At 38.0% G+C, this 26,450-nt stretch carries 35 protein-coding genes, 1 tRNA gene and 1 riboswitch; of the genes, 29 read left to right on the forward strand and 7 right to left on the reverse strand.

From position 1 onward, the window contains the following. The first annotated feature begins 185 nt into the window (after positions 1–185). Positions 186–256 (forward strand) — tRNA-Gly (locus PQ479_RS12000). Positions 257–315: 59 nt separating this feature from the next. Here the strand turns inward: PQ479_RS12000 and yidD are convergent. Next, a complete protein-coding gene (gene yidD / locus PQ479_RS12005; RefSeq protein ID WP_083991178.1) occupies positions 316–555 on the reverse strand; it encodes a membrane protein insertion efficiency factor YidD in 240 nt (79 codons plus the stop codon). A gap of 204 nt (positions 556–759) precedes the next feature. Here yidD and comGC point away from each other — a divergent pair, with 204 nt between their 5' ends. From comGC to PQ479_RS12045, 8 genes are all read left to right on the forward strand, one after another. Then, entirely contained in the window at positions 760–1,080 is a 321-nt protein-coding gene (comGC, locus tag PQ479_RS12010) for a competence type IV pilus major pilin ComGC (RefSeq protein ID WP_047987620.1), read from the forward strand. Continuing rightward, complete coding sequence (gene comGD / locus PQ479_RS12015) at positions 1,077–1,532, forward strand: competence type IV pilus minor pilin ComGD (protein ID WP_047987621.1); 456 nt, start codon at positions 1,077–1,079, stop codon at positions 1,530–1,532. The genes comGC and comGD overlap by 4 nt, the downstream gene beginning before the upstream one ends. After that, on the forward strand, positions 1,513–1,833 hold the full coding sequence (locus tag PQ479_RS12020; RefSeq protein ID WP_047987622.1) for a type II secretion system protein: 321 nt from the start codon (positions 1,513–1,515) through the stop codon (positions 1,831–1,833). Before comGD ends, PQ479_RS12020 begins: the two co-directional genes overlap by 20 nt. Then, positions 1,823–2,254: a competence type IV pilus minor pilin ComGF gene (locus PQ479_RS12025; protein WP_047987623.1), complete on the forward strand. Its 432-nt coding sequence runs from the start codon at positions 1,823–1,825 to the stop codon at positions 2,252–2,254. Before PQ479_RS12020 ends, PQ479_RS12025 begins: the two co-directional genes overlap by 11 nt. After that, positions 2,247–2,618, forward strand: a complete 372-nt coding sequence (gene comGG / locus PQ479_RS12030; protein WP_047987624.1) for a competence type IV pilus minor pilin ComGG — start codon at positions 2,247–2,249, stop codon at positions 2,616–2,618. The genes PQ479_RS12025 and comGG overlap by 8 nt, the downstream gene beginning before the upstream one ends. Position 2,619: 1 nt before the next feature. Then, entirely contained in the window at positions 2,620–3,129 is a 510-nt protein-coding gene (locus PQ479_RS12035) for a shikimate kinase (RefSeq protein ID WP_053070316.1), read from the forward strand. A gap of 39 nt (positions 3,130–3,168) precedes the next feature. Then, positions 3,169–3,351: a YqzE family protein gene (locus tag PQ479_RS12040; RefSeq protein WP_047987626.1), complete on the forward strand. Its 183-nt coding sequence runs from the start codon at positions 3,169–3,171 to the stop codon at positions 3,349–3,351. A 135-nt stretch (positions 3,352–3,486) separates the two neighbouring features. After that, positions 3,487–3,732, forward strand: a complete 246-nt coding sequence (locus PQ479_RS12045; protein ID WP_047987627.1) for a DUF2626 domain-containing protein — start codon at positions 3,487–3,489, stop codon at positions 3,730–3,732. Between the two features lie 53 nt (positions 3,733–3,785). Here PQ479_RS12045 and PQ479_RS12050 read toward each other — a convergent pair whose 3' ends face one another. Continuing rightward, positions 3,786–4,415, reverse strand: coding sequence for an MBL fold metallo-hydrolase (locus PQ479_RS12050; RefSeq protein ID WP_047987628.1), 630 nt, complete (start codon positions 4,413–4,415; stop codon positions 3,786–3,788). A 139-nt stretch (positions 4,416–4,554) separates the two neighbouring features. On the opposite strand from PQ479_RS12050, the gene PQ479_RS12055 reads away from it, so the two are divergent. Then, a complete protein-coding gene (locus PQ479_RS12055) occupies positions 4,555–4,695 on the forward strand; it encodes a hypothetical protein (protein WP_273717008.1) in 141 nt (46 codons plus the stop codon). 350 nt (positions 4,696–5,045) lie between these two features. Continuing rightward, complete coding sequence (locus PQ479_RS12060) at positions 5,046–5,216, forward strand: DUF2759 domain-containing protein (protein WP_069187708.1); 171 nt, start codon at positions 5,046–5,048, stop codon at positions 5,214–5,216. Positions 5,217–5,265: 49 nt separating this feature from the next. Here PQ479_RS12060 and PQ479_RS12065 read toward each other — a convergent pair whose 3' ends face one another. Together PQ479_RS12065 and PQ479_RS12070 are read right to left on the reverse strand one after the other, a co-directional pair. Continuing rightward, positions 5,266–6,066 (reverse strand): YqhG family protein, encoded by an 801-nt coding sequence (locus PQ479_RS12065; RefSeq protein WP_047987629.1) that lies wholly within the window; start codon positions 6,064–6,066, stop codon positions 5,266–5,268. After that, positions 6,044–7,723 carry a DEAD/DEAH box helicase gene (locus PQ479_RS12070; protein ID WP_047987630.1) on the reverse strand — a complete coding sequence of 560 codons (1,680 nt, stop codon included), beginning with the start codon at positions 7,721–7,723 and terminating at the stop codon, positions 6,044–6,046. Before PQ479_RS12070 ends, PQ479_RS12065 begins: the two co-directional genes overlap by 23 nt. Positions 7,724–7,978: 255 nt before the next feature. Further along, positions 7,979–8,072: riboswitch (glycine riboswitch) on the forward strand. Between the two features lie 269 nt (positions 8,073–8,341). Here PQ479_RS12070 and gcvT point away from each other — a divergent pair. The 4 genes from gcvT (at position 8,342) to PQ479_RS12090 (ending at position 13,176) form a co-directional block, all read left to right on the forward strand. Then, positions 8,342–9,442: a glycine cleavage system aminomethyltransferase GcvT gene (gcvT, locus tag PQ479_RS12075; RefSeq protein WP_047987631.1), complete on the forward strand. Its 1,101-nt coding sequence runs from the start codon at positions 8,342–8,344 to the stop codon at positions 9,440–9,442. Positions 9,443–9,456: 14 nt separating this feature from the next. Next, positions 9,457–10,800, forward strand: coding sequence for an aminomethyl-transferring glycine dehydrogenase subunit GcvPA (gene gcvPA / locus PQ479_RS12080; RefSeq protein WP_047987632.1), 1,344 nt, complete (start codon positions 9,457–9,459; stop codon positions 10,798–10,800). Next, the gene (gene gcvPB, locus PQ479_RS12085) at positions 10,797–12,260 is read left to right on the forward strand and encodes an aminomethyl-transferring glycine dehydrogenase subunit GcvPB (RefSeq protein ID WP_047987633.1); all 1,464 of its coding nucleotides are present in this window, start codon (positions 10,797–10,799) and stop codon (positions 12,258–12,260) included. Before gcvPA ends, gcvPB begins: the two co-directional genes overlap by 4 nt. Before the next feature lie 109 nt (positions 12,261–12,369). Beyond that, positions 12,370–13,176: a nucleotidyltransferase domain-containing protein gene (locus tag PQ479_RS12090; protein ID WP_047987634.1), complete on the forward strand. Its 807-nt coding sequence runs from the start codon at positions 12,370–12,372 to the stop codon at positions 13,174–13,176. A gap of 63 nt (positions 13,177–13,239) precedes the next feature. Here the strand turns inward: PQ479_RS12090 and PQ479_RS12095 are convergent, their stop codons facing one another. Continuing rightward, a complete protein-coding gene (locus PQ479_RS12095; RefSeq protein WP_047987995.1) occupies positions 13,240–13,632 on the reverse strand; it encodes a rhodanese-like domain-containing protein in 393 nt (130 codons plus the stop codon). 197 nt (positions 13,633–13,829) lie between these two features. On the opposite strand from PQ479_RS12095, the gene PQ479_RS12100 reads away from it, so the two are divergent. Further along, entirely contained in the window at positions 13,830–14,609 is a 780-nt protein-coding gene (locus PQ479_RS12100) for a lipoate--protein ligase family protein (RefSeq protein WP_047987996.1), read from the forward strand. Positions 14,610–15,057: 448 nt separating this feature from the next. Here the strand turns inward: PQ479_RS12100 and dat are convergent, their stop codons facing one another. Beyond that, positions 15,058–15,888 carry a D-amino-acid transaminase gene (gene dat / locus PQ479_RS12105; protein WP_047987635.1) on the reverse strand — a complete coding sequence of 277 codons (831 nt, stop codon included), beginning with the start codon at positions 15,886–15,888 and terminating at the stop codon, positions 15,058–15,060. A 190-nt stretch (positions 15,889–16,078) separates the two neighbouring features. Here dat and splB point away from each other — a divergent pair, with 190 nt between their 5' ends. From splB to PQ479_RS12120, 3 genes are all read left to right on the forward strand, one after another. Beyond that, positions 16,079–17,104, forward strand: a complete 1,026-nt coding sequence (splB, locus tag PQ479_RS12110) for a spore photoproduct lyase (protein ID WP_047987636.1) — start codon at positions 16,079–16,081, stop codon at positions 17,102–17,104. Between the two features lie 144 nt (positions 17,105–17,248). Next, positions 17,249–17,668 (forward strand): transcriptional regulator MntR, encoded by a 420-nt coding sequence (gene mntR / locus PQ479_RS12115; protein WP_047987637.1) that lies wholly within the window; start codon positions 17,249–17,251, stop codon positions 17,666–17,668. Between the two features lie 255 nt (positions 17,669–17,923). Beyond that, entirely contained in the window at positions 17,924–18,820 is an 897-nt protein-coding gene (locus PQ479_RS12120) for a patatin-like phospholipase family protein (RefSeq protein WP_047987638.1), read from the forward strand. 46 nt (positions 18,821–18,866) lie between these two features. Here the strand turns inward: PQ479_RS12120 and PQ479_RS12125 are convergent, their stop codons facing one another. Further along, positions 18,867–19,280 (reverse strand): SA1362 family protein, encoded by a 414-nt coding sequence (locus tag PQ479_RS12125; protein ID WP_047987639.1) that lies wholly within the window; start codon positions 19,278–19,280, stop codon positions 18,867–18,869. Positions 19,281–19,524: 244 nt separating this feature from the next. Here PQ479_RS12125 and PQ479_RS12130 point away from each other — a divergent pair, with 244 nt between their 5' ends. The 10 genes from PQ479_RS12130 (at position 19,525) to spoIIIAE (ending at position 26,450) form a co-directional block, all read left to right on the forward strand. Then, positions 19,525–20,007: a YqhR family membrane protein gene (locus PQ479_RS12130; protein WP_047987640.1), complete on the forward strand. Its 483-nt coding sequence runs from the start codon at positions 19,525–19,527 to the stop codon at positions 20,005–20,007. Between the two features lie 207 nt (positions 20,008–20,214). Beyond that, positions 20,215–20,655: a type II 3-dehydroquinate dehydratase gene (gene aroQ / locus PQ479_RS12135; RefSeq protein WP_047987641.1), complete on the forward strand. Its 441-nt coding sequence runs from the start codon at positions 20,215–20,217 to the stop codon at positions 20,653–20,655. Beyond that, on the forward strand, positions 20,655–21,722 hold the full coding sequence (locus PQ479_RS12140) for a M24 family metallopeptidase (protein ID WP_047987642.1): 1,068 nt from the start codon (positions 20,655–20,657) through the stop codon (positions 21,720–21,722). Before aroQ ends, PQ479_RS12140 begins: the two co-directional genes overlap by 1 nt. Before the next feature lie 361 nt (positions 21,723–22,083). Beyond that, entirely contained in the window at positions 22,084–22,641 is a 558-nt protein-coding gene (gene efp, locus PQ479_RS12145) for an elongation factor P (protein ID WP_047987643.1), read from the forward strand. Between the two features lie 200 nt (positions 22,642–22,841). Then, positions 22,842–23,123 carry a YqhV family protein gene (locus tag PQ479_RS12150; RefSeq protein WP_047987644.1) on the forward strand — a complete coding sequence of 94 codons (282 nt, stop codon included), beginning with the start codon at positions 22,842–22,844 and terminating at the stop codon, positions 23,121–23,123. A gap of 11 nt (positions 23,124–23,134) precedes the next feature. Next, positions 23,135–24,067: a stage III sporulation protein AA gene (gene spoIIIAA / locus PQ479_RS12155; RefSeq protein WP_047987645.1), complete on the forward strand. Its 933-nt coding sequence runs from the start codon at positions 23,135–23,137 to the stop codon at positions 24,065–24,067. Beyond that, the gene (gene spoIIIAB, locus PQ479_RS12160) at positions 24,061–24,576 is read left to right on the forward strand and encodes a stage III sporulation protein SpoIIIAB (RefSeq protein WP_047987646.1); all 516 of its coding nucleotides are present in this window, start codon (positions 24,061–24,063) and stop codon (positions 24,574–24,576) included. The genes spoIIIAA and spoIIIAB overlap by 7 nt, the downstream gene beginning before the upstream one ends. 39 nt (positions 24,577–24,615) lie before the next feature. Continuing rightward, on the forward strand, positions 24,616–24,819 hold the full coding sequence (gene spoIIIAC, locus PQ479_RS12165) for a stage III sporulation protein AC (protein WP_083991179.1): 204 nt from the start codon (positions 24,616–24,618) through the stop codon (positions 24,817–24,819). Between the two features lie 11 nt (positions 24,820–24,830). Continuing rightward, positions 24,831–25,223: a stage III sporulation protein AD gene (gene spoIIIAD / locus PQ479_RS12170; protein ID WP_047987647.1), complete on the forward strand. Its 393-nt coding sequence runs from the start codon at positions 24,831–24,833 to the stop codon at positions 25,221–25,223. Positions 25,224–25,250: 27 nt separating this feature from the next. After that, a complete protein-coding gene (gene spoIIIAE, locus PQ479_RS12175) occupies positions 25,251–26,450 on the forward strand; it encodes a stage III sporulation protein AE (protein ID WP_273717010.1) in 1,200 nt (399 codons plus the stop codon).

Raw genomic sequence — 26,450 nt, forward strand, 5'->3', positions numbered from 1 at the left:
TAGAAGAGGAAGAGACATAAACAAGTGAATATGCTTCAATTAACATGCGGGTGTAGTTTAGTGGTAAAACCTCAGCCACGAGCGAAACATCCATGAAAAGTCAACGAGTTGTCTCGACGCAGCAGCTTCAAAGCAATGCTAGAAGAGGAAGAGACATAAACAAGTGAATATGCTTCAATTAACATGCGGGTGTAGTTTAGTGGTAAAACCTCAGCCTTCCAAGCTGATGTCGTGAGTTCGATTCTCATCACCCGCTTTTTTATTTATGAGAAAATAAAAAGAGCACTTTAGATAGTCAATGGGTATTGACTCATCCTAAGTGCTTTTTTTTGATGATACTTTTTTCTCTGGAACAAAATCTATTCCTCCTTTGTGAAACGGGTGACATTTGCTTAATCTTTTGAGCGTTAACCAGCCTCCTTTTAATGCCCCAAATCTTTGAATCGCTTCTAATCCATATTGGGAGCAGGACGGGTAAAAACGGCAAGTGGGAGGAGTAAGTGGTGAAATGAATTTTTGGTAACCTCTAATTAATATAATCATTGACTTTTTCATATAAAATCCTTTCTAAAGCAGGAAAATGTATCAGCGATGTTGTAATTATATCAAAGATTCAAAAGAAAGGTGGTGTACACAAAAGAAATCTTCCGTGAATGTGTCGTTACAATTACCCTCTAGGTTCCCCCTAATAACTAAATCCATTATGCACATGCCTGGACTCCTAACTCTCTTTCAAATTCGTGAGTTGAGGTGAAGGAAATGAAAAGAAAATGGCAATATCAACGAGGATTTACATTAATTGAAATGCTTGTTGTGCTTATGATTATCTCCGTGTTATTACTCATTTTAATCCCAAACTTAACAAAAAACCAATCTGTGGCTCAAGATGCAAGTTGTGAAACAACGATACGTGTCCTTCAATCCTTGGTATATACGTATCAAATAGATAACGATTACGAATTACCAGAACAAATTGATGAATTAGGTGATTATATCGTTGGTGATGAACAATCGCTGAATTGTCCAAATGGTGCTGAACTTGAAATTAATGAGGGCATTATTAGTGTCAGGAATCAATGACATTAAACCAACATTTTGATGAAAGAGGCTTAACATTTTTTGAAATGTTGATGGTTCTTTTCATCCTTTCTATTCTTTTACTTCTCCCCATCCTATCCTTTCCATCATTACAAAGTGAAAAATCCCCTGATGAAATAGCTGAAGGTCTAAAAAAAGACTTAATCATGGCCCAGCATTTGGCCATGACAACAGGTAGAACTGTATATGTTATATTCAACCTTCATCAGCAAACCTTAGTCATACGGCATCATTCAGCGGAGATTATTTATGAGAAGCCTTTTGATTATGGTCAAAGGCTGTCCTTCTCATCACCATTATCACATAATAATATATCGTTTAATCAATTCGGTCATCCGAGGTTATCTGGAAGCTTTGATCTTATCGTTGCTTCGCAAACATATCGGTTTACGATTTATTTAGGGAAGGGGATGATTGATTATTATCAGCGATAAAGGTTTTACATTAATGGAGGTTTTATTGTCTTTTTCAATTTTGGTTTTCCTCGTTATGACAACACTCCCACTCTTCTTGAAGGTACAAGCTGAAAGGATGGCTATCAGACAGCAATATGAAGCGATACAATATGCTGAAAAGGGCATACATTCTTATTTAGTTCAAACCCCATTTTCGTCGCCACCGACTTTTCTTGAAGAAATCATACTCACCGATGAACATAGGGGCTTTGTGATGTATTGCTTAGCTTGGGACGGTATGAACAAACGTCCTTATGAGTATTGTCTATATGCTAAATAATTCAAAAGGCTTGACCTTAATGGAACTTTTGATGGCTCTTGCGTTAACGAGTTTATTGATATTACTTATGCCTCCCCTCTTTTCTGTCACAAGGGAATCTCAGCACTCGACTTTTTTAAATGAAGAGGTGATGATCTTTTTTAACCATCTTGCCCAGGAGGTTAGGGGGGCTATGCATTTACAGAGCTCTAACAATGGAGTCCTTATTTATCGATGGGATGGGGATGTTATTCGTATGCAAAGGCAAAATAATTCTTTTATTATGTACCAAAGGAATAACCAAGGACAAGTTCGTATGTTGCGGGAAATTCAGAGATTTGCTTGCACGCATGAATTAAGCTTACTATTTTGCGAAGTTATCACAAAAGATGGTCAGTTATTTGAACGTTCATTTATCACGGTAGGTCGCTTACATGAATGAAAAGGGTATGGCCTTACCGATTGTCTTATTTATGAGTTCATTGTTATTTTTGGCGATACTGGTTCAGCTTTCAAGTTTGGAGTATGAGCAACGCCTCGTAACAGCTCAAAAACAGCAATTAATGTTGCAATCCTTACTTCAAGTAGCTTTTGAAGAATTTAAAGACAATCCAGAACAGGATTTTGATACGAAGGTCTTCTCATATGAACACGGTAACGTTACACTTAGTATAACTAATAAATTTGATGATTATGTGCTCGAAATAGCTATGTTAGCTACCTTAACAAATGGCTATCATAAAAGAGCGATTTTTAGGTATGACATTGATAATAAAGTTACTAAGGAGTATTGGGAGGTCAAGTGACGTGCATGAAGTTATTTATTTAACTGGGTTTATGGGGTCAGGGAAAACGACTGTGGGGGAACAGTTGTCAAAAGCTTTAGGAGTCCGAGTTATTGATACAGATGAATGGATTGAATCGCAGGAACAAAAAACAATTAATGAAATTTTTAAAGAGCATGGTGAGGCCTACTTTCGTCTAAAAGAAACAGAGGCACTTCTTGAAATTCAAGATAAACAGTTGCTCCTTGTGACGACTGGTGGAGGTATCGTTTTAAAAGATGAAAATAAAAAAATTATGCAAGAAAGAGGTCAAGTTATTTACTTAGATTGTGATTTGGATGCGATATTTGAGCGAGTAGCAGGGGATACATCGAGGCCTCTGCTACATCAAAAAAGTAAAGAAGATATAAGAGCTCTGTTTGAAATGAGAAAAAATGATTATTTAGCCGCAGCGACAATGGTTTGCGACACGACAGGAAAATCTGTCAGACAAGTTGTTCAGGAATTAAAAGAGAAGGTGCTTAAAAAATAAAAATACGGGTAACCTAGATCATGAAAGAGGTGATCAGAAATGTCATTGAATGATTATGTGAAGTTTGTGACACAACAACTTGTGATGAAAATAGATGAACCGAAAAGTAAGAAGGAAAAAGAAGAACATGTAGTTGAAATAAAGAAACCATTATCAAATAGAGCTTTTGGTATTATTCCGCTTGGATTGTCCATGTTTGTGCAAAGGAAAAGAAATAATTAATGACTCCATGAAACTTTCACGGGATTTTACGATTTAGCGTCGTTAAAGCATTTACAATTAAGAACACGGTCGTATATAATATAAGCGTACTCAATTCTGTAATTGATCAGATATGTATGAAAAGGAGGGGCAGCTATGGATCGAATGTTTCGTGTCCTTGCTTTCTGGACAGGGATTTTCGCAGTGCTATTTTTTGTTGGAAGTATGACGAATATGGCTCTGTTATTCTTTGCTCAAACAGGTGCATTATTAGCATTGAGTTATTTGAAATTATCTGAACGAGTTTATATTTATATTTTTGGAGCATACTGTACAATATTCTTTATTGGCTTCACATATTACTCAACATTCTTACTCGTTCCAAGCTTCGGTGGACATTAATTTGTACATACGAAAATGAGAACCGCTCTTTAAAGGGCGGTTCTTTTCGCTTTTTAGAAGCCTGATAAAAAGGGATTACTGTCCATTTCAGCACCGATGGACGTTGCTGGACCATGGCCACATGCAACGGCCGTTTCTTCTGGTAAGTGAAGTAGTTTCGTGTGAATACTATGTAGGAGTGTTTGATGCTCTCCGCCAGGCAAATCGGTTCTGCCAATCGATTGTTGAAATAATACATCGCCAGAAAAAACTACGTGTTCGTCTTGGAAATAATACGAAACACTCCCTGGTGAGTGTCCGGGTGTGTGCAAAGTTGAGAATGAAAAGGGTCCTATCTGTAAAGTATCGTCCTCATGGATGAGCTGGTCGGCTGCATTGGCAACAATCGATTCGCCAAACCGAGTAGAACCATTTTTTGCAGGGTTCTCTAACCAGTCCTGCTCTAAGTTATGGACATATACAGGAATTTGAAACGTTTGCCTGATATCTTCAACAGCACCAATGTGATCGAAGTGTGCATGTGTAAGGAGAATAGCTAATGGCTTCAATCCTTTATCTTTAATAATAGCTGTTAATTTTTTGCTTTCATGACCTGGATCAAAAATAACGGCTTCGTTATCTTGGTTATATAAGATGTAAGCATTGGTTTGTAACGGACCTAAAGGGATTTGTAAAACAGGCATAATCGAACCTCCATTTAATAAAAACTTATCTCATCTTAGTGTACATATTTTTCACGAGAAGTTCAAAAAAAATCAAACCATCTTTTATACAAGTTTTAAAGTATTGTGGATGGAATCACACGGTTTGGAGCCGAAGAAAATGAGTAACGTGCAAAAAACGGTGAATCACGGGGTTGGTGGCGGAAAAAGAGGTAGGAAGCCCGAGCAAAAGCTGAATCACGGGGTTGCGAGCAAAAAAAGGAGAAGAAACCCCGAGAAAAAACGAGACCTAAGTGTATGATTCCGCATATCACCTTTAGTACACTTACATACAAATCCCACATGGCGAAGCCCGATTCATTTTCACAGCAACCTCCATAAAAAAGAATAATTTTTGACAAATCGAAAGACTTGCCTCTAATTCAACATGGAGTACTCGACAAATACGAATAAAAAGAGTAAAATATTCATGTATTGTGCATGCTAAGACCAATCGATAAATGAAATGGTTTACAGAAATCATGATTCAGCTTATAGTTAAGTATGGAATGCCTACTCATCGGAAAGGTGAAAAGGTATGATCAAGGTCGGTTGTAGGTTATAGCGATAAAACGATTAAGAAAATGGTGCTACATAAGGAGGAAACATAACGTGTTTTTAGGAATTTTGTTTCTACTCGTTGCAATTCTTTGTTTAATTGGGATGTTCCGTGAAATTCGTCGCAAAAACTTTTTTGCAGTTGGATTCGCAGGAATTACATTAGCTGTATTTGGTTGGTTTGCTGTCATGACCATTTATACAGAGCTATTTCCAAGTAGCTAATTAAAAGAAAAGAACTCATTCATAATGGGTTCTTTTTCTTTTATTAAGATTAAGCTTCAAATACTTGAGTTTCTAAATAAAACATACCGCCATTAATAATCGAAATCTCGATATAAGGAGAATAAAGTTCTTCTAGGGCTTGCTTTTCTAATACATAGCTTTCTGGTTTTTCAGCTAATTCTTCATAAAAGCTCTCCAGCAAATTCAAATCCTCTTGCCACCTTTGCTTTGCTTCCATAGCCCAACGATCATCCTCATTTTCAGCATATGTTTCAACAACCTTAAATAAACGGTTAATACCACTTTCAATTTGAATAAATGGTGTTAAGGTAAAACAGTAGTCAGGTAGTTTCGGCGAAAGTGAGAGGTTTTTCAATTTGTCAAAAAATTGTGGAACGATTTGGCCATGGATTAAATTAATACCTAAAGACAAAATCAATTCTTTTTTGCGGTCGCTGCAATAAGAAATTTTCATATTTAAACATAACCAAGGATGAAGAGGTTGTGATTGATTTCCATTTACCTTCATATTTTCATAAATCCGTATATAGCCACCTAATGTTTTCGCTGTTGAAAAAAGCTGATGTAATCTCGGAGAACCAAAGTGAATCTTCTCACCTTTAATCTCTTCAGGGCATTGTTTAGTATCCGTAATAAAAGTCACTTGCATAGGGTTAGGAGTCCCGCCAGTTCTTTCTAGGTAATGCCAATAAAATGGCCGGTTCATAATTAATTTATCAAGTTCTGGAGTCAGTTGTACAGAAAGATAAGCGGGAGTCTCTTCAACAATCGTACACTCGTTGGAATTGAAATAATCAGTTAGAAATCTATGAAGACTTTGCTGCTGCATCGATTCCATCTCCTTCATTTGAAGTATGTTCTTCTATCGTTTGATTCATAATTTCAGCAAGGTGTTCAAACTTAATTTCCATTTCGCGTTGGGAGTCAGAATTTGATAGTGCCTCTTGAATATAGTCTTCGATTTTAGGTAAATCCATCTTCGTTAATATATCGTCTAGCTCACCAATCACACTCTCAAATAAGTGTATTTTCTCATATAATAATGAAAGAATGTTTTGCTCGACGGTGTCATTGACGGCGAAATTATAAATATGAACATCTTTTTGTTGACCTAAGCGATGAATACGTCCAATCCTTTGTTCAATCCGCATCGGATTCCAAGGAAGGTCATAATTGATGATATGACTACAAAACTGTAGGTTAATACCTTCTCCACCGGCCTCGGTAGCAATTAAGACTTGAGCGTGATTTTGAAATAGTTGACGCATCCAATCTTTTTTACCTCTTTTAAATCCGCCTCGAAAAGGTACCGAACTAATTCCATGCTGTTTCAGGAACCATTGTAAGTATAGCTGTGTAGCCCGATACTCTGTGAATATAATCACTTTATCGTCAATAGATTGAATGAGCTCTAGGGCTTTTTCAGCTTTTGCATGATGGTCGATAGTCGAAACTTTTTCAAGGAGCTCAAGAACAAAGGGAGCAGGTGTATAATCTTCTGTTGGCTTAGCCATTTTACTAAGAGTCATATAAGCAGCTTCTCGACTCGAACATAGCTCTCTTTGTAAGGTTAATACAGAAAAATGATTGGCTGTGCCTTTAAGCTGAACTAATTCTTCGTAGAAGTCTCTTTCCGATTGGCTAAACTCAATTGGGATCGTCTTGACAATACGTTTTGTCCATTGAATGCCCGTATCCTCTCGGCGATTTCTTACCATAACCTTATTGACTAACTCTCGTAAACGCTCTTCATTTTTAGGAGAGCGTTTGTTTGAACGGAACTCCTTTTCGAAGCTTGTCATATCGCCTAAATGTCCAGGTTTCAATAACGAAACAAGATTAAAAATTTCCTCTAATTTATTTTGTACAGGGGTAGCTGTTAATAACAAACAAAATTTCTTCTTCAAGTGTTTGATAAATTCGTAGTTTTTGGTATGTGGATTCTTTAACTTATGGGCTTCATCAATAATAATCAGATCGTAGTTTTGATTCATGACAATATCGCGATGCGGTTGTCTCTTAGCTGTATCAATGGACGCAACAACCACATCATACTGCTCCCAAACATAGGCTTTCTTTTGAGCCATGGCAGGAATATAAAATTTTGTATTTAGCTCAAAAGCCCATTGTGAAACAAGTGAGGCTGGTACAAGAATGAGAGCTTTTTTAACCAAACCTCGAATCATATATTCTTTTAAAATGAGCCCGGCCTCAATGGTTTTACCTAATCCAACTTCATCAGCTAAAATCGCTTTACCATTCATATTTTCAATGACCGTGTGGGCAACTTCAACCTGATGGGGATAGGGTTCCAATTCAGGTAAATAACGAGGAGCCATTAAACCCTTGAAATTAGGTATAGCTTGATGTTGTTCAGCTTCAAAAGCAAGTCGGAATTGTTCGATATTACACCAAGGCCCATCTTGGTGAATTTTATTTAAAAAATGATCTTTCCAATCATAATCAAAGCGAATATCAATATGCATAAATATAACTCCTTTCAAAATAAAAAAACTTGCGTAAAATTAGAGGTATTGGTACGATATATGTATCAATCGAATGACTTTTTTTACATAAACACGAACATTAAATGCTATTTTAAGTCTCAATGTTTCGATTTTATTCAAATTCTATCTAGTTTCCTCTTAGTATGTACCAATTTATATATTTCATGCCACGTATCGTCATGAAAGCAATTACATCGTCGAGATGATAGAATATTTTAAATGAATATGAGGCGGATGAAAATAAGGGGAGAGACTGCAAAGTGCAGCGCCGAAGGAGCAAGCTTTGAAACAAAGTGAATCTCTCAGGCAAAAAGACTTTTATTTGACGCAACTCTGGAGAGTGCTTAATGGAGATTAAGCCACCTACGAAGACAATTTTCCGTTGCACGTATCGGAAAATGAAACTTTCTGGTACAAGGACAGGGAATACATCAGTTAGGTGTATTCTTCTGTCCTTTTTTTGGCTCAATTATTTAAAAGCCTATACTCCACACGACATGTTGCATGAATTTCGATTGATTCTGTGATGTATCATTTACTTTTTATCGTAAAATCAGTATTTTGAAGGGGAAAGCTCTAATTAAAAGGAGGAGACGTATGTCGGAATTATTAAGAACACCTCTCTATGAAATTTATCGTGATTATGGTGCAAAAACGGTTGATTTCGGTGGCTGGGATTTACCTGTACAGTTTTCGTCAATTAAGGAAGAACACGAAGCGGTAAGAACACATGCTGGTTTATTTGATGTTTCCCATATGGGTGAAGTGCTAGTGGAAGGTCCACAAGCATTAGCTTATATTCAGTCGATTGTTACGAATGATGTTTCGCTTATTGAAGATGGACAAGCTCAATACACGGCAATGTGTTATGAAGATGGTGGCACAGTCGATGATTTGCTCGTTTACCGTAAAAGTGAGACCACTTATTTACTAGTCATTAATGCTTCTAACATTAACAAGGACTTAGAATGGATGGAAAAGCACCTCATTGAGGGAGTTCAATTGTCTAATCTTTCTGACGAAATGTCACTGATCGCCTTACAAGGACCTGAGGCGGAGTCGATTTTACAGAAGGTGATTAATGAGGATCTTTCGGTATTGAAGCCGTTCAATTTCTATGAGCAAGTGCAGATTGCAAATGGTAGAGCCCTTATCTCTCGAACAGGATATACAGGTGAAGATGGCTTTGAAATCTATTGTGATAATACTTATGCAATTGCCATTTGGCAGTTATTATTAGAGCAAGGTGAAGAAAAAGGACTTATTCCGTGTGGTCTAGGTGCTCGAGATACACTTCGTTTTGAAGCTAGATTAGCTTTATATGGTCAAGAACTAACGAAGGATATCTCACCTTTAGAAGCGGGGATAGGATTTGCTGTAAAAGTCCAAAAGCAAGCAAACTTTGTTGGAAAAGAAGCGTTGCTTGAGCAAAAAGAGAACGGGTTAACTCGTAAACTTGTAGGAATTGAAATGATAGACAAGGGCATTCCGCGTACTGGTTACGAAGTATTTGCTGGCGAAGAAGTAATTGGCTTTGTCACAACGGGTACTCAATCACCAACCTTGAAAAAAAATGTAGGATTAGCGATTGTTGATATTAATTATGCCAAGCTCGATACAGAGATTGAGGTTCAAGTTAGAAAAAAACGTCTAAAAGCAAAAGTGGTTAAAACCCCTTTCTATAGAAGAAGTAAATAAAAGGAGGCAATCCAATGAATAATCGTTATTTACCAATGACTGAAACAGATAAGCAGGAAATGCTGGCTGCAATTGGTGTTGAATCTATTGATGAACTGTTCTCAGATATTCCAGAGGCTGTTCGCTTTAAAGGACAATTACAAGTTAAGGAAGCACTTAAAGAAACGGAGCTCGTCCATTATTTTAATCGCTTAGCCCAAAAGAACGTTTCTATTAAACAAAAACCTTCTTTCCTAGGTGCGGGTGTTTATGAGCATTATATCCCTTCTATTGTCGACCATGTGATTTCTCGTTCAGAATTTTATACGGCTTACACACCGTATCAGCCAGAGATTTCGCAAGGTGAGCTTCAAGCGATTTTTGAATTTCAGACAATGATTTGTGAATTAACGGGAATGGATATTGCTAATTCTTCCATGTATGACGGACCTACAGCTTTAGCAGAAGCGGCTATGATGAGTGCAGGTCATACGAAAAATAAAACAATTTTAGTATCAAAGGCTGTTCATCCGGAAGCGAGAGCGGTTATTCAGACAAATGCCAAAGGGCAAAACCTTAAAGTAGTTGAAATTGACGTGAAAGATGGGGTGACAGATTTAGCCCAATTAAAAGAGGCTTATAATGATGATACGGCATGTGTGGTCGTTCAATACCCGAACTTTTTCGGTCATATGGAACCGTTAGCCGATATTGAATCTATTGCTCATGAAAAGAAATCATTAATGGTCGTTTCAAGTAACCCATTAGCATTAGGTATCCTTAAGCCACCAGGTCATTTTGGAGCTGATATTGTAGTAGGTGATGCTCAGCCATTTGGTATTGCAACACAGTTTGGTGGACCGCATTGTGGTTATTTTGCCGTGACGAAAAAATTAATGCGTAAAGTACCTGGTCGTTTAGTTGGTCAAACAACTGATGATCAAGGTCGCCGTGGTTTTGTGTTAACACTACAAGCTCGTGAACAACATATACGTCGTGAAAAAGCGACATCAAATATTTGTTCAAATCAAGCATTAAATGCCCTAGCTGCCTCAGTAGCAATGACAGCCATCGGGAAACAAGGTGTCAAAGAAATGGCGTACCAAAATATGCAAAAAGCGGCTTATGCTAAAAAGAAATTTAAAGAAGCTGGAATTGATATTGCTTTTGAACAGCCTGTCTTTAATGAGTTTATTCTTAAGTTAAAGTCACCAGTAGCCGAAGTGAACAAACAATTACTAGATAAAGGGTTTATTGGTGGTTATGATTTAAGTCAGTACTACCCAGAATTAGAAAATAGTATGTTAGTCGCTGTGACTGAAATTCGTACAAAAGAAGAAATTGACCAATTTGTTAAAGAAGTGGGGGCGTTACAATGAGACAAGAAAAGGATCAGGCACTCATTTTTGAACTAAGTAAGCAAGAGCGAGTTGGACATAGCTTACCAGATTTGGACATCGATGAAATGAACCTTGATGAACTTTTGCCTGCTGAATTTGTTCGCCAAGAGGACGCTGAATTACCAGAGGTTTCTGAATTACAAATTATGAGGCATTATACTGCTCTTTCGAAACGAAATCACGGTGTCGATAGTGGTTTCTATCCATTAGGTTCTTGTACGATGAAGTACAACCCTAAAATTAATGAAGATGTCGCTCGAATTGATGGCCTGGCGAATGTTCACCCTTATCAACCAGTTGACCAAGTTCAAGGCTCTTTAGAACTATTACATGAATTACAGACATCTTTAGCTGAAATTACTGGTATGGATGAGGTTACATTACAACCAGCCGCTGGTGCCCATGGTGAGTGGACGGGTTTAATGCTTATTCGTGCTTTCCATGAGAAAAACGGTGATTTCAAACGTACAAAAGTCATTGTACCTGATTCTGCACATGGTACGAATCCTGCTTCAGCGACTGTTGCTGGTCTTGAATCCGTGACAGTTAATACAGATGAGAATGGTTTAGTTGATTTAGAACATTTACGTTCTGTAGTGGGAGAAGATACAGCGGCTCTCATGTTAACGAATCCAAATACATTGGGTCTTTTTGAATCTTATATTGTGGAAATGGCTGAGATTGTCCATGCAGCCGGAGGTAAGCTCTATTATGATGGTGCGAACTCCAATGCGATTTTAGGAATTTCTCGTCCAGGTGATATGGGCTTTGATGTGGTTCACTTGAATTTACACAAAACATTTACAGGTCCGCACGGCGGTGGTGGTCCAGGTTCTGGTCCAGTTGGCGTGAAAAAGGATTTAATACCATTCTTACCGACACCCATTATTGTCAAAACAGAAAGTGGCTATGATTTAGATTATAATCGTCCTGAAACAATTGGCCGAGTGAAACCTTATTACGGAAATTATGGTATTAATGTGCGTGCTTATACGTATATCCGTACGATGGGACCAGTTGGACTGAAACAAGTATCTGAATTTGCGGTGTTAAATGCGAACTACATGATGCGTCGCCTTGAGCCGCACTTTGATTTACCATATACTCAACATTGTAAGCATGAATTTGTTTTATCTGGTCGCCGTCAAAAGAAATTAGGTGTACGTACGCTCGATATTGCAAAACGCTTACTTGATTTCGGTTATCATCCACCAACGATATACTTCCCGCTTAATGTGGAAGAGTGTATGATGATTGAGCCGACAGAAACAGAATCAAAGGAAACGTTAGATGAGTTTATTGACGCTATGATTCAGATCGCCAAAGAAACAGAAGAAAACCCAGAGATCGTCCAAGAAGCACCCCATCACACGGTTATTGGCCGTTTAGATGAGACGACGGCAGCTCGTAAACCAATTTTACGTTATCAAAAAGTTTAATGGAAGAAAGGCTTAACATTGGTTACACCGATGTTAAGCTTTTTTGGTATAGTGAGAATATCAACCATCAGAATCTTAAATCTGACCAAATTTAGGGGAGGGTTTTGAAGTGAGTGATTTGAATAGAGGGTACGGTTTAGACGAACATGGTTTTATTGTCAGTGATGTTTCGGTTGAGAAAATAGCTACTGAATATGAGGGATGTATTCGCAATACGATCAAGAACCTTCATTTGTTATTTCCAACAGGACTTCATAGCATTTATGTTTATGGGAGTGTCGCTAGAGGCGATGCCGTCGCTTTAAAGTCAGATTTAGATGTTTTAGTGATATTTCATCAACCATTGGACTATACACAAATTGCTCAGGTGAAAGAGCTTGGGAAAGAGCTCTCCAGTATTTATAAATCTCTTGTTCGTGACGTAGGTATTGCTGTCGTTCATTATGACTATGTAATCAACCCGAGTACATATTATGAACAAGCTTTTATCAGCGAGCTTTGTGTATGTGTAGATGGGATCGATATTCGTAAGCAGTTTGGTCCCTACAAGCTTACGGCAGACATTGCGATTCATTTTAATGGAGATATTGGCGAAGTTTACGAAAGAGCGATGAAACGATTCGAGCAGGCCAACTCGGAAGAACGCCCTTTGCTGATTCAAAACTTCTCTCGTAAGCTCATACGTACTTTCTATTCAATGGTTATGGCAAGAGCCCAAATATGGACAACTAAACTACAGGAACAGGCTGAAGTATTTATAAGCTTTTTTGGAAATAAAAAAGAGGTGGTCCAAATATTATTGAGATGGGTGGAGGAGCCAACAAGTGAGTGGGAGAAAGTAGAGCACTTATTTACTAATGAAGTCCAATGGTTAGGGGAACATTTTGAAGATGAGGCACACGTAACCATTCGTTGAAGAGAAAGGGACTGAACAAAAAGCCTTATGCTTTGGTTCAGTCCCGTATTAAAGTGATAGTAATTACTTCTTCTTAATCTTGCCATCCCACTTTTTAAAACCTTTATCAAGGTGATAAAGATCAGTCGCTTTATGCTTTTTCTTTAATACCTTTGCAGCTTGTCTACTTCTAGCTCCTGATTGGCAGTATAGGTAAATAGCTCTGTCAGGGCTCAGTTCATTTAGTCGTTGACTTAACTGTGATAACGGTATATTTCTCGCACCTAAAATATGACCGCCATTGTACTCACGAGGCTCACGAACATCTATTAATTGGGCTTTACGATACCCTTGTTTAAAATCTTCTTGAGATAACGTCTTTAAGTACTTTGGTGTGTAAAAACGGCGAAATAAAATAAACCCAATTAAAACGACAAGTAAAACGATCCAAAAGTAATCTAAAAGGTAATTCAAAATAAGATACACTCCCTTAGGCAAATCATTCTTTCTAGTTAAATTATAAGCTTGAACGAACAATTTAGCAATAAGCTTTTAGCTTGGAAAGGAAGGGTGGCTTTGATAAACTAGAATAGACTTTGAGGAGAAAGAAGCGATGTAATGTGAAGGAAACGTGGCGATTTATTGATTCAGGAAAGTGTTCACCTAGTTTTAACATGGCATTAGATGAAGCGTTATTAGAATGGCATAGTGAGGGAAAGATACCTCCGACAATCCGATTTTATGGTTGGAATCCGGCAACTCTATCTATTGGTTATTTTCAAAAAGTTGAAAAAGAGATTAATATGGAAGCTGTCGAAAAATATGGCTATGGCTTTGTCAGACGACCTACAGGTGGTCGAGGGGTATTGCATGACCAAGAACTTACATATAGTGTGATTGTTTCAGAAGAGCATCCTAAAATGCCTGCCTCTGTTACGGAAGCGTATCGCGTTATTTCTGAAGGGATATTAGAAGGGTTTAAAAATGTCGGATTAGACGCTTATTTTGCAGTTCCTAAATCAGATGAAGAGAAATCAGCTTTAAAAAACCCCCGTTCTGCGGTTTGTTTTGATGCGCCCTCATGGTACGAACTAGTGGTCGAAGGCAGAAAAGTAGCAGGAAGTGCTCAAACTCGTCAAAAGGGTATTATTTTACAGCATGGTTCAATTATTATAGACTTCGAGGAAGACAAGCTTTTTGATTTGTTTAAATATTCGAGTGATAGATTAAGAGAAAGAATGCAAAGAAATTTTCGGAATAAAGCCGTCGCCATCAATGCTCTACGCGAGGAACCGTTATCAATTGAAGAAGCGGTGCGCGCTTTTAAAGAAGGGTTTGAAAAAGGCTTAGATATTAAATTAGAAGAATACCATCTAACGGCAGAAGAAGAAGCACATGTATGGAAAATAGCCAAGAACCGTTATGAAAAAGATGAATGGAACTTTAAAAAGTAAAGTTTGAGAAAAAGTCGAGTAAGGTGTCGTCGCAACATAGAGGGTGAAAGTAGTGCCGAGTGTTGTAGGAAAAGCCGGGAAGTAACAACATAGAGGGTGAAAGTAGTGCCGAGTGTTGTAGAGAAATCTGGGAAGTAACAACATAAAGAGTAAAAGTGGTGTTGATTCTTTAACTGGTGGTACTTCATTTAATTTGATTTTGTCTTTTTCATTTAAAAGAATAGTGTTGGATTGTTTTTTTGAACTAAAGAATTACTGTAACCCAGCGGGTGAGTCATGCGGTGACTCCCGCGGGACGTAGTGACGGGCTGAAATCCACTGGAGAAGCCAGTTCAGCGCCACCCCGAAGGACGTGAAGCATGATTTTCGGTAGCGATAGTTGGGTGCCTCATATGAGTATCAGCATCAACTTCCATATAAAAAAGCCGCAAAAGCGGCTTTTTTATCATTACTTCTCTTTTTCAAAAGCTTCCTGTAGCTGTCTCGTAATCGGGCCAACTTCAAGTGTTACTTCTACTTGCCCTTGAAACGACTTAATCGGCGTAACTTCTGAAGTAGTACTTGTAATAAAAGCTTCATCCGCATGCTCAATTACATCTTTAGGGAAAGCTTCTTCAAAGACTTCATAACCAAGCTCTTTGGCCAATCCAATGACGACTTGTCGAGTAATCCCATTCAAAATTAAATTCGTTGCGGGATGAGTATAGAGTATACGATCCTTGATAAGAAATAAATTCGAAGATGAACCTTCTGTCACGATCCCATTACGATGTTGGATGGCTTCGTGACAATCATGATCTGCCGCTTCTCGCTTAGCTAATACATTACCTAATAGGTTAATCGTCTTAATATCACAACGTAACCAGCGAATATCATCAGTTACCCAGACATCTATCCCATTTTGCTGAAGTTCAACCTTGGAAGGCATTTCTTGTGTGTATCCCGTAATCACCGCTTTTTCGTTTCGGCTATATAAATGGTTACGCGGACTAATGCCTCGTGTCATTTGAACATAGATAATGCCATCTTGAAGCGCATTTTTCTTTACAAGCTCCATCAGCAATTCCTCTAATTTCGATAGAGACAACGTTAAGACCATATCTAATTTCTTGGCACTTTCTTCAAAACGTTTTACGTGCATATCCATCGTAAACGGCTTTCCGTTATAAACACGAATCACTTCATAAATACCATCGCCAAAGTGATAACCGCGATCATTTCTGTCAATTTTTGCTTGGTCTGCTACAATGATGTGTCCATTATCAATTACATATTCCATTTTCATTACCTCCAAATCAATCTTCCACATAATCAGAACATTCCCTATATGAAATGTCAAATGATATTGCTTATTTATACGTAAGATCTCCAGAAAAGAGTCTACCCTCATAGGAAACTTGACACAGACTATTTTAACATGAAAAAAATAATTTGGTGCATTCTAACTAATAGATAGGAGTGAGTCAAATATGAAACCATTTATGCCACAGCTCGTTTATATTGAACCACAAGCCTTAGATTATCCATTAGGAAGAGAACTTAAAAGCAAATTTGAAAAGTTGGGAATTGAAATTCGAACGACAACCTCCCATAACCAAGTTCGTAATATCCCAGGTGATTCAGAATTGCAGCAGTATCGAAATGCGAAATCGACCTTTGTTGTTGGTGTACGTAAAACGTTAAAATTTGATACGTCTAAACCATCGGCCGAATATGCGATACCACTTGCGACTGGATGTTTTGCCCACTGTCACTATTGTTATCTTCAAACTACGTTGGGAAATAAACCCTATATAAGAACCTATGTGAATTTGGATGAAATATATGATGCGGCCGAAAAGTATATGCAAGAGCGAGCCCCAGACATTACTCGCTTTGAAGCTGCTTGTACTTCCGATATTGTTGGAATCGATCATTTAACGCATTCACTAAAGAAAACCATTGAATTTATCGGTCAAAAAGAACATGGGCGGCTTCGATTTGTGACGAAATTCCATCATGTTGACCATTTACTCGATGCGAAACACAATGGAAATACGAGGTTTCGTTTTAGCATGAACTCAGATTACGTCATCAAAAAATTCGAACCGGGAACCTCTTCTTTTCTAGAAAGAATTGAAGCGGCGGGTAAAGTCGCAAATGCAGACTATCCGCTTGGATTTATTATTGCCCCCTTATATCTTCACGACAATTGGGAGCAGGGTTACTTAGAACTATTTGAACGATTAGAAGCGGAACTCCCTCACTATGCGAGAAAAGATTTAACCTTTGAATTAATCCAACATCGCTTTACAAAAACAGCGAAAAATATTATTCAAAAAAGATATCCAAAGTCCAAGCTTGAAATGAATGAAGAAGAACGCAAATACAAATGGGGGAAATATGGTCGTGGCAAATATGTATATCAAACCGAACAAGCCAATCATTTAAAAGAGACGATTCAAACGTATATTGACCGCTTTTTTCCTGAAGCGAAGATTGAATATTTTACGTGAAATTCTATAGGTGTGGCATTACTTTTGATTATTCGTTGTCCATAACGGTTGATTTATAGTAGAATAAAGAAGATGGACATAAAATGGACGGTAGTAATGCTTGAAGCTTGAAGTGCGTTGCTTGTGAATATTGGAGGGGACCCTATGCCTACACCTAGTATGGAAGATTATTTAGAACGAATTTATTTATTGATTGAAGAGAAAGGATATGCCCGAGTATCTGATATCGCGGAGGCGTTGGAGGTGCATCCTTCATCAGTAACAAAAATGGTGCAAAAGTTAGATAAGAGCGATTATCTCGTATATGAGCGGTATCGCGGCTTAATCCTGACGGCCAAAGGGAAAAAGATTGGAAAACGTTTAGTGTATCGCCATGACTTATTAGAAGATTTTATGAAAATGATTGGCGTTAATGAAGATACGATTTATCAAGATGTGGAAGGAATTGAGCATCATCTGAGCTGGGATGCTATTGACCGGATTGGTGATTTAGTCCAATATTTTCAAGAGGATGAGAAGCGCCTTTATGACCTAAAAGAAGTTCAAAAGAAAAATGAAGAATAGAGCAAAGAATTCACTCGGTGTTGAGTGGATTCTTTTTTGGTGAAAAGGTCCCTGTTATTAAAAGAAAACTACATCTTTTTGATGAAGAAGTGCTTGTAATAGGGGATATTTTCTTATAACCACGAATAAAAAATAAAGGAGCATAAAAATAGTAACGGAAGATACCGTTTTATTTCAGCTTGAAAAGTTAAACCAAAATAGAAAGCTTAGATTCCCGTTCATTTATTCATAGTCTAGAATGAAGGAGGGCAATTGATGAAAATCGATGGTGTTTTTGCCGGTGGTGGTGTTAAGGCGTTTGCTTTTGTTGGTGCTCTTCAAGTGATGGAAGAAAAGGGGATTCAATTTGAACGTGTCGCGGGTACTAGTGCCGGGGCAATCGTTGCAGCGTTAATAAAAGCAGGCTACACGAGTGAGGAATTGTTTACGCTATTAGATAGCTTAGAAATTGAAGAATTTAAAGATGAGCGCATGTCTTGGCTCCCTTTTACTGTAGCCAAGTGGTTACATTTATACTTTAAATTAGGGTTGTACAGGGGGGACCGATTAGAAGAGTGGTTGCGCGAAGCCTTGTTAGCTAAAGGGGTCTCAACCTTCGCTGATTTACCCGACCAATCGATAAAAATCGTAGCATCCGATTTGACACGTGGTCGAATTATTGTTCTGCCGGATGATTTACCACAGTTTGGGTTGTTGCCAGAGCGTTATTCAGTGGCTAGAGCGGTGAGGATGAGCTGTAGCATTCCTTTTTTCTTTGAGCCGGTTAAATTGTATGACCGAAGGAATCGTGGACAATTTTCCTATATTGTCGATGGGGCTTTATTAAGTAATTTTCCGATATGGGTTTTTATTGATAAGCGCACTAAGAAAAGGAAGAGGCCAGTTATTGGCTTTAAGCTCTCTCCTAACATGGATGAACGTCCTCCAAATGAAATAAAAAATGCATTAGGCTTGTACAAGGCATTATTTGAAACGATGACCAACGCCCATGATACACGTTATGTTGAAAAAGATGAGGCAAAGGATATTGTGTTTATTCCAATTAATCAATCGATTAAAGCAACAAATTTTTCGATTACGGAAGATGAAAAGGAAGAGCTTGTACAACTCGGAAGGAGTAAAACATCGCTCTTTTTGCAGACATGGTCTTAATATATAGAAGCCCCAGCTCTACTTAAGAGACTGGGGCTTTCTCGTATTAAAATAAAGCACGATTCTTTTTTTTATTTTTTTTGCCTTCAATAACGGTCAGGTTATGAGACCGATTCCGTTGCACGGGCTTTTTCTTTTTTAAAGGAGCTACTTTTGAATGACTAGTTGGAGATTGAACATTTCGTAATGGAAACTTAGAAGGAGCACTTTTGTTAACGGTACTCGTTCGTTTTGCTTTTTGTAATTGTTTTCTAGATGGTCCAGAGCGCTGTGGCAAAAAGGGTGTTCCATATTGCTTCATCATAAACAGACGATAAACAACAAAGATACCAACGATAAATAGAGCGATAAAGAGTAGTGTTCTTAATAATCCAAGTGGGTTCGTAACGATTTGGTGACTCAAGCCAACGATTGCCAAAATAACGACTGCTGGTACAAGGAATTGAAAAGCACGATGCATCTCCAGGTTCACCTCCATATTTATGTTAAATATGACACTTCTGTACTTAGTTATATTACAAACTTACCCAAACATGTTGCGGTATAAACGGGTTAGATAGGATTATCTTTTTTTGTACGTCATACATGTATTCGACAAGTTGGATTGTTTTCCTTTTGCCTGTTATTTAATTATACAATCTTTCTTACTATTTTTGCATGTGAAAATGAAAGTTCTGGATATACTAATTTTTGAGGTGAATGAGATGGTCGAAAAACGTTTAGAACAAAATGAAAAAGAGCAGCAAATGTCTTTTCATACTAAAGTCGTTCTTATTGGTTTTTTTGGAGGACTTATTTGGTCAAGTGTTTGGTATTTTTCTTTCTTTTTTAATTTCATTCGAGTCGGTCCGGCCTTAATGTTATTGCCTTGGACGTTAGGAGATTGGAAGGATACATATATCGGACAACTTGTTGGGATTGCCGTTATTATGATTTTATCAATCGGACTTGCTTATTTGTATAAGGTGACCTTGCAGAAGGTGAAGTCGATGTGGGCTGGGGTGGGCTTTGGTATATTATTGTGGGTGCTTGTCTTTTATATATTAAACCCATTATTTCCAGGCTTAAAAACCGTCCAAAATTTAGATTCTAATACAATCGTCACTTCCATTTGCTTGTTTGCTTTATATGGATTGTTTGTGGGCTATTCGATTTCATATGAATATGGTGAGCAAAAGCGCGGATAATCATTTGACTCACAAGTTGATTGGCTCATTTCCGTGCGAACTTTGGTCCGTGGTTAAGTGAACTTAGCTTACGGTCCAAAGTTTCTCAACCCCTTTTGTTTCTTTCCAGTTGATAAAATCATTGGTCATATTGGAATGAGTTTACGCTTATTTCCGACAATTATGTTACAATAGAAAGGATTGTACATATAAAAAGGGGGTGAATCTTTGAAAACGATTCTAGTCTTAAACGGTCCTAATTTAAACCGACTTGGCCTTCGAGAACCTGGTGTTTATGGTCACCAAACATTAGTAGACTTAGAGAATACACTTCATGAAGAAGCTGCAAAATTAAATGCTCAGGTGATTTGTAAGCAATCTAACCATGAAGGTCAGTTAATTGATTGGATACATGAATATGCAGATGATGTCGCTGGATTGGTGATAAATCCTGGTGCATTTACTCATTACAGCTATGCGATAAGAGATGCAATTGCCTCGGTTTCGTACCCTGTTATTGAGGTTCATATATCTAATGTGCATGCTCGCGAAACGTTTAGGCATCATTCCGTGACAGCACCCGTAACTAAGGGACAAATTGTAGGCTTAGGTTTACAAGGGTATCACCTCGCTTTATTAGCGTTATTATCGGAAGGGGACAAATCATAATGAGTCGAATTGAAGCTTTACGTGCGAAATTATCTGAAAACAAAGTCGATGCCCTAATTATTGCAAGTGGTATCAATAGACGTTATGTCACTGGTTTTTCTGGTTCTGCTGGAATTGCGTTAGTAAGTGAAAAAGAAGCTTTATTTATTACGGATTTCCGTTATGTGGAGCAGGCTAAGGAACAAGCAAAAGGTTTTGAAATTATTCAACATACAGGTCCAATTACAGAGGAGCTTGCAAAGCAAATTGAAAGACTTGGAGTTAAGTATGTAGGGTTTGAAAAAACACATGTAACCTATTCGACTTTTGAAGCGTATAAGGCGGCGGTAACTTCCGCACAACTAGTACCTGTCGGTGGTATTGTTGAAGGTTTACGACTTTATAAGGATGAGGCAGAAATTTCTGTGATGAAAGAAGCGGCAAAGATTGCTGATGCGGCATTTGAGCATATTATTACGTTCATTAAGCCTGGAGTTAGAGAAATTGATGTTTCTAATGAGTTAGAGTTTTTCATGAGAAAACAAGGGGCGATTAGTTCTTCATTTGATATTATCGTTGCCTCTGGTTACCGATCTGCCTTACCACACGGTGTGGCGAGTGATAAAGTAATTAATGAAGGTGAACTAGTCACGTTAGATTATGGAGCTTATTATCAAGGCTATTGTTCAGATATAACTCGTACCTTGGCAGTTGGCGAAATTAGTGATGAGCTACGTAAAATTTATGATACGGTTTTTGAAGCTCAAAAACGTGGCATGGAAGGCATTAAGGCTGGTATAACAGGTATTCAAGCAGATGCATTAACTCGTGACTATATTAAAGAACAGGGCTATGGTGAATATTTTGGGCACTCAACTGGGCATGGCTTAGGTATGGAAGTTCATGAGGCACCTGGTCTATCCTTTAAATCTGATACCGTTTTAGAACCAGGTATGGTTGTCACGGTTGAACCAGGCATTTATATCCCTAACGTAGGTGGGACGAGGATTGAAGATGATATTTTAATAACAAAAGAAGGAAATGAATCCTTCACTTCATCTCCAAAGGAATTAATCACATTAGGATAACCATATCAAAATGGATGACAAAGCAACCCATCACAAACAAGTTTAAAAGTGTGGTTTGGCTCTTTAACTGTTGGCACATCCTTCAATTTGATATTGTTCTTTTTCGTTCTAAAGAAAAGTATTAAAGTATTAGATTGTATTAATACTTGAGAATCAGCAGTAACCCAGCGGACGAGTCATGCGGAGACTCCCGCGGGAGATAGTGGAAGAGCATGATTTTCGGTAGCGATGAGTAGAGCTCCGTTCATGAGTATCAGCACTAACTTTCATATAAAAATATAGGTAGCTAACCATATCTATGGTATAGTATTGATTGTGACTTTGTTCTGCAATAGCAGGCGATAAGATGGAGGAAACAATAATGATTTCAGTAAATGATTTTAAAACAGGATTAACGATTGAAGTGGATAATGGAATTTGGCAAGTAATGGAATTCCAACATGTAAAGCCAGGTAAAGGTGCGGCATTTGTTCGTACTAAGCTTCGTAACTTACGTACGGGCTCAGTCCAAGAAAGAACATTCCGTGCCGGTGAAAAAGTAGCCAAAGCTCATATTGAAAATCGTCGTATGGCGTATTTATATGCAAGTGGCGATACACATACCTTCATGGATAACCAATCCTATGAGCAATTAGAGCTGCAAACGGGACAAATTGAACATGAGCTTCAATTTTTAAAGGAAAACATGGAAGTTCAAATTATGAGCTACCAAGGTGAGACTTTAGGAGTTGAGGTACCAAACACAGTGGAATTAGAAGTAACAGAAACAGAACCGGGCATTAAAGGTGATACAGCCTCTGGTGGTACGAAACCAGCAACACTTGAGACAGGTTTAATTGTTCAAGTACCTTTCTTCATTAACCAAGGTGATGTTTTGATTATCGATACGCGTAGCTCTAGTTATGTATCAAGAGCTTAGTGATATAGAAGAAATGAGATTCAAGGTCAAATATGATCTTGGGTCTTTTTTTTGTCTAATTTTATGAAAGAGAGTGGGGTGGTCTTTTAATAAAGGTATCAAATGGCCATTGTTGGATCTGTTGCTCATTTTTGTTCTTAACTCGTCCTTTTCTACATAAAGTTTTATAAAGCCGAATGGATCTAATTAGAGGTGAATAGATGAAATCTTGGTTTATTTCGATAGAGTTAGCCTTAATTGTCATGGTGATGTTACGGATTTTTTCAGGTTTGATTGAAATAAGTGCAGCAATGTTAATGCTCAAGCTCAACTCCATAGAAAAAGCGATAGGAGTAAATGCTGCATTGGCTATTATTGGGCCAACGGTTTTTTTAACATCCATTCTTGTAGGATTAGTAGGGATGTCTGATAAATTATCACTTTCCAAATTTCTCTTTATCGGTGCAGGTGTCATTTTAATCTTTATTGGAATTCGAAAGTAGGAGGAGCTCTCATGCATGCAGAAATTTTAGCGGTTTTACCCGAGAGTATTAAAAGTATATTACATGCGGTTCCCAACCATATCGCAGTCAAGGTAGAAGAAATACGGATCAGAATTGGTAGGCCACTGGAAGTAATTGCTGAGGGGAGACCCTTTTACCCCGAGCGCAATCAGGCGATGTATGTGATTAAAGGAGAGGATGGGCAATATGTTCTGAATCAACTTAGTCATTATTCCTTTTATGCGTTTGAAGAAGAGTTAAAGAGAGGATATATTACGATTCGAGGTGGCCACCGTGTAGGGCTGAGTGGCAGGGTGATATTAGAAAAGGGACAAGTTAAAACTTTAAAAGAGATTAGTTCGTACAATATTCGCATTGCCAGACAGACAATTGGTGTGGCGAATAAAATTATCACTCAGATTTATCAAAAAAATTGGTTAAATACATTAATTATTGGCCCTCCACAAGCTGGGAAAACAACCTTACTACGTGATATAGCAAGGTTAATTAGTGAAGGGGATAGAAAAAGAGCGATAGATCCAATGAAGGTAGGAATTGTTGATGAGAGGTCTGAAATAGCGGCAAGTGTCAAAGGCGTTCCGCAACATCAACTAGGTAATCGTGTTGATGTGCTTGATGGTTGTCCAAAAGTGGAAGGTATGATGATGCTGATAAGGACGATGAGTCCTGATGTTATTATCGTTGATGAAATTGGCAGGGAAGAAGATCGATTTGCGATTGAGGAAGCGATGTTTGCAGGAGTGAAAGTGATAACGACAGCACATGGTAACTCCGTTCAGGAATTAAAGAAACGACCTGCTTTAAAAGGGCTGATTGAACAAGGTGCATTTGAACGATTTATCATTCTCTCAAAAGGACAAACACCGGGTGTGATTAAAAAAATTGAAAATCAGCACATATATGAGAGGAGAGAAGTATGGTGAAGCTCCTAGGGGCGGTCTTAATCTTGATCACTACGACCATTATCGGATTTGAGTATGCAAAACGATTGAGTGACAGGCCCAGACAAATTAGGCAGTTAATGACGGCCATGCAATCATTAGAAGCTGAAATGCTCTATGGGTTAACACCTCTTGCCCAAGCGAGCTCAAACATTGCTGCCCAGCTTTCAAAACCTATTGCGGGCTTATTTGACCGCTTCGCTCATCGACTATTAGAAAAAGAAGAGTCAGCAGCACAGGCCTGGAGTGAAAGTGTGCAAGAAACTTGGTCTCAAACTGCCATGTTAGAAAGTGAAAAAGAAATAATGACTCAGTTCGGAGCAACGATCGGGCAGCAGGATCACGACCAACAAAAAAAACAAATTCAATTAGTGTTGACTCATTTAAAAAGAGAAGAATGGGAAGCACGAGAAAAACAATTAAAATACGAAAAGATGTTGAAGAGCTTAGGTTTTTTAAGTGGATTATTAATCGTCATCGTCTTTATATAAAAGTGGTTGTAAAGGTCGTGTAGAAAAGGAGAGATCGCGGTGTATGATGTAAACACCATTTTTCAAATAGCTGGCATTGGCATTGTCGTAGCGATGATTCATACCGTTTTGAAACAAATGGGAAAAGAAGATTGGGCTCATTGGGTAACCTTAATTGGATTTGTGGTTGTCTTATATATGGTCGCAACCATCGTAGATGATTTGTTTCAAAAAATTAAAGGCGTATTTCTTTTCCAAGGTTAGGAGGAGTGGCAATGGATATTATTCAAATTGTTGGGCTGGGACTCATTGCTACCTTTCTAGCCCTTATTGTTAAGGAACAAAAACCGCAATTTGCCTTTTTACTTACCGTATTTGTTGGAGCACTAATTTTCCTATTTTTAATTGATGAAGTTGTAAAGGTGATGCAAATGCTTCATAACATCGCCGCTCAAGCTGATATGAATGTCGTGTATTTACAAACGATATTAAAAATTATCGGGATAGCTTATATCGCTGAATTTGGTGCACAAATAGCCAAAGATGCTGGACAAGCTGCGATCGCTTCGAAAATTGAGTTGGCAGGTAAAGTACTGATATTGGTCATGGCAATCCCAATCCTAACTGCTGTCATAGAAATGGTTATCTCCATTTTGCCGACCGCTTAAACATGGATGAAAGAAAGGAGGTATGAGGTGAAAAAGTGGTATGTCTATATGTTTTTGCTAGTTTTTCCGTTCTTTATCGTTTCTACTCAGCCTATATCAGCTGAAACGATCAATGAAGGACAAGCTGAGGAGAAAGAGAAACAAGGCTTTGTTGATGAGCAAATACAAAGGTTAAACTTGGACGATATTATTCAATACTGGGAACAAATTTCAACCGAATATGGTGGCTATTTACCAGAAAGTCAAAAGGGATCTTTATTCGATTTTTTAACAGGAGATAAGACTTTCTCCTTTAAGGAATGGGCAATTGGATTATTAAAATTCTTATTTCATGAAATTATTGCGGGTGGAAGGTTGCTAGGAAGCTTGATTTTACTTACGGTTTTTTGTTTGATTTTACAGTCGATTCAAAATGCATTTGAACATCAAACAGTAAGTAAAGTGGCTTACGCAATTACGTATTTAGTATTAATGATTTTAGCTTTAAATAGTTTCAGGCTAGCCATTGATTATGCAGAATATGCGGTTAGTAATATGACAAACTTTATGGTTGCGATGTTGCCGCTTTTACTTGCTCTAATGGCGACCATTGGCAATATAACCTCTGCCGCCCTTTTCCATCCGTTAATTGTTTTTCTTGTGCACACGAGCGGCTTACTCATTCAATATCTCGTCTTTCCTTTACTATTTTTATCTACGGTATTGCATATCGTTAGTACATTGACTGACCACTATAAAGTAACAAAGCTCGCTGGCTTATTAAGAACCATTGCGGTAGGAGCATTAGGTGTTTTTCTAACCGTTTTCCTTGGCGTTATTTCCGTACAAGGTGCATCGACAGCTGTGGCAGATGGTCTAACCGTTAGGACGGCAAAGTTTATCGCGGGAAACTTTGTGCCTGTTGTTGGAAGAATGTTTACCGATGCTGCCGATACAGTGTTAAGTGCGTCTTTACTTTTGAAAAATACGATTGGTATAGCAGGTCTTGTCATTATGTTAATCCTATGTGCATTCCCTGCTATCAAGATATTAGGACTAGCCTTTATTTTTAACTTTACTGCAGCTGTTTTACAACCATTAGGTGGTGGACCTATTATTGATTGTTTATCGATAATTGGTCGAGCGATCATTTATGTTTTTGCTGCTTTAGCTATCGTTTGTTTAATGTTTTTCTTGGCGATAACCATTATGATTTCGGCGAGTAATGTCTCATTTATGATTAGGTAA

It is taken from the genome of Alkalihalobacillus pseudalcaliphilus, assembly GCF_028610675.1.
GTDB lineage: Bacteria > Bacillota > Bacilli > Bacillales > Bacillaceae_D > Alkalihalobacillus > Alkalihalobacillus pseudalcaliphilus.

Bases quoted from the DNA above. Each gene is read 5' to 3' on its own strand.
- spoIIIAA (WP_047987645.1), top strand. From the start codon at position 23,135: ATGCATGCAGAAATTTTAGCGGTTTTACCCGAGAGTATTAAAAGTATA.
- PQ479_RS12130 (WP_047987640.1), top strand. From the start codon at position 19,525: ATGGTCGAAAAACGTTTAGAACAAAATGAAAAAGAGCAGCAAATGTCT.
- yidD (WP_083991178.1), bottom strand. From the start codon at position 555: ATGAAAAAGTCAATGATTATATTAATTAGAGGTTACCAAAAATTCATT.
- PQ479_RS12040 (WP_047987626.1), top strand. From the start codon at position 3,169: ATGTCATTGAATGATTATGTGAAGTTTGTGACACAACAACTTGTGATG.
- splB (WP_047987636.1), top strand. From the start codon at position 16,079: ATGAAACCATTTATGCCACAGCTCGTTTATATTGAACCACAAGCCTTA.
- dat (WP_047987635.1), bottom strand. From the start codon at position 15,888: ATGGAATATGTAATTGATAATGGACACATCATTGTAGCAGACCAAGCA.
- gcvT (WP_047987631.1), top strand. From the start codon at position 8,342: ATGTCGGAATTATTAAGAACACCTCTCTATGAAATTTATCGTGATTAT.
- gcvPB (WP_047987633.1), top strand. From the start codon at position 10,797: ATGAGACAAGAAAAGGATCAGGCACTCATTTTTGAACTAAGTAAGCAA.
- PQ479_RS12070 (WP_047987630.1), bottom strand. From the start codon at position 7,723: ATGCATATTGATATTCGCTTTGATTATGATTGGAAAGATCATTTTTTA.
- gcvPA (WP_047987632.1), top strand. From the start codon at position 9,457: ATGAATAATCGTTATTTACCAATGACTGAAACAGATAAGCAGGAAATG.
- comGC (WP_047987620.1), top strand. From the start codon at position 760: ATGAAAAGAAAATGGCAATATCAACGAGGATTTACATTAATTGAAATG.
- PQ479_RS12140 (WP_047987642.1), top strand. From the start codon at position 20,655: ATGAGTCGAATTGAAGCTTTACGTGCGAAATTATCTGAAAACAAAGTC.
- mntR (WP_047987637.1), top strand. From the start codon at position 17,249: ATGCCTACACCTAGTATGGAAGATTATTTAGAACGAATTTATTTATTG.
- spoIIIAB (WP_047987646.1), top strand. From the start codon at position 24,061: ATGGTGAAGCTCCTAGGGGCGGTCTTAATCTTGATCACTACGACCATT.
- PQ479_RS12045 (WP_047987627.1), top strand. From the start codon at position 3,487: ATGGATCGAATGTTTCGTGTCCTTGCTTTCTGGACAGGGATTTTCGCA.
- PQ479_RS12120 (WP_047987638.1), top strand. From the start codon at position 17,924: ATGAAAATCGATGGTGTTTTTGCCGGTGGTGGTGTTAAGGCGTTTGCT.
- PQ479_RS12100 (WP_047987996.1), top strand. From the start codon at position 13,830: ATGGCATTAGATGAAGCGTTATTAGAATGGCATAGTGAGGGAAAGATA.
- PQ479_RS12150 (WP_047987644.1), top strand. From the start codon at position 22,842: ATGAAATCTTGGTTTATTTCGATAGAGTTAGCCTTAATTGTCATGGTG.
- PQ479_RS12050 (WP_047987628.1), bottom strand. From the start codon at position 4,415: ATGCCTGTTTTACAAATCCCTTTAGGTCCGTTACAAACCAATGCTTAC.
- spoIIIAD (WP_047987647.1), top strand. From the start codon at position 24,831: ATGGATATTATTCAAATTGTTGGGCTGGGACTCATTGCTACCTTTCTA.
- PQ479_RS12025 (WP_047987623.1), top strand. From the start codon at position 1,823: ATGCTAAATAATTCAAAAGGCTTGACCTTAATGGAACTTTTGATGGCT.
- comGG (WP_047987624.1), top strand. From the start codon at position 2,247: ATGAATGAAAAGGGTATGGCCTTACCGATTGTCTTATTTATGAGTTCA.
- comGD (WP_047987621.1), top strand. From the start codon at position 1,077: ATGACATTAAACCAACATTTTGATGAAAGAGGCTTAACATTTTTTGAA.
- PQ479_RS12065 (WP_047987629.1), bottom strand. From the start codon at position 6,066: ATGCAGCAGCAAAGTCTTCATAGATTTCTAACTGATTATTTCAATTCC.
- efp (WP_047987643.1), top strand. From the start codon at position 22,084: ATGATTTCAGTAAATGATTTTAAAACAGGATTAACGATTGAAGTGGAT.
- PQ479_RS12125 (WP_047987639.1), bottom strand. From the start codon at position 19,280: ATGCATCGTGCTTTTCAATTCCTTGTACCAGCAGTCGTTATTTTGGCA.
- PQ479_RS12055 (WP_273717008.1), top strand. From the start codon at position 4,555: ATGAGTAACGTGCAAAAAACGGTGAATCACGGGGTTGGTGGCGGAAAA.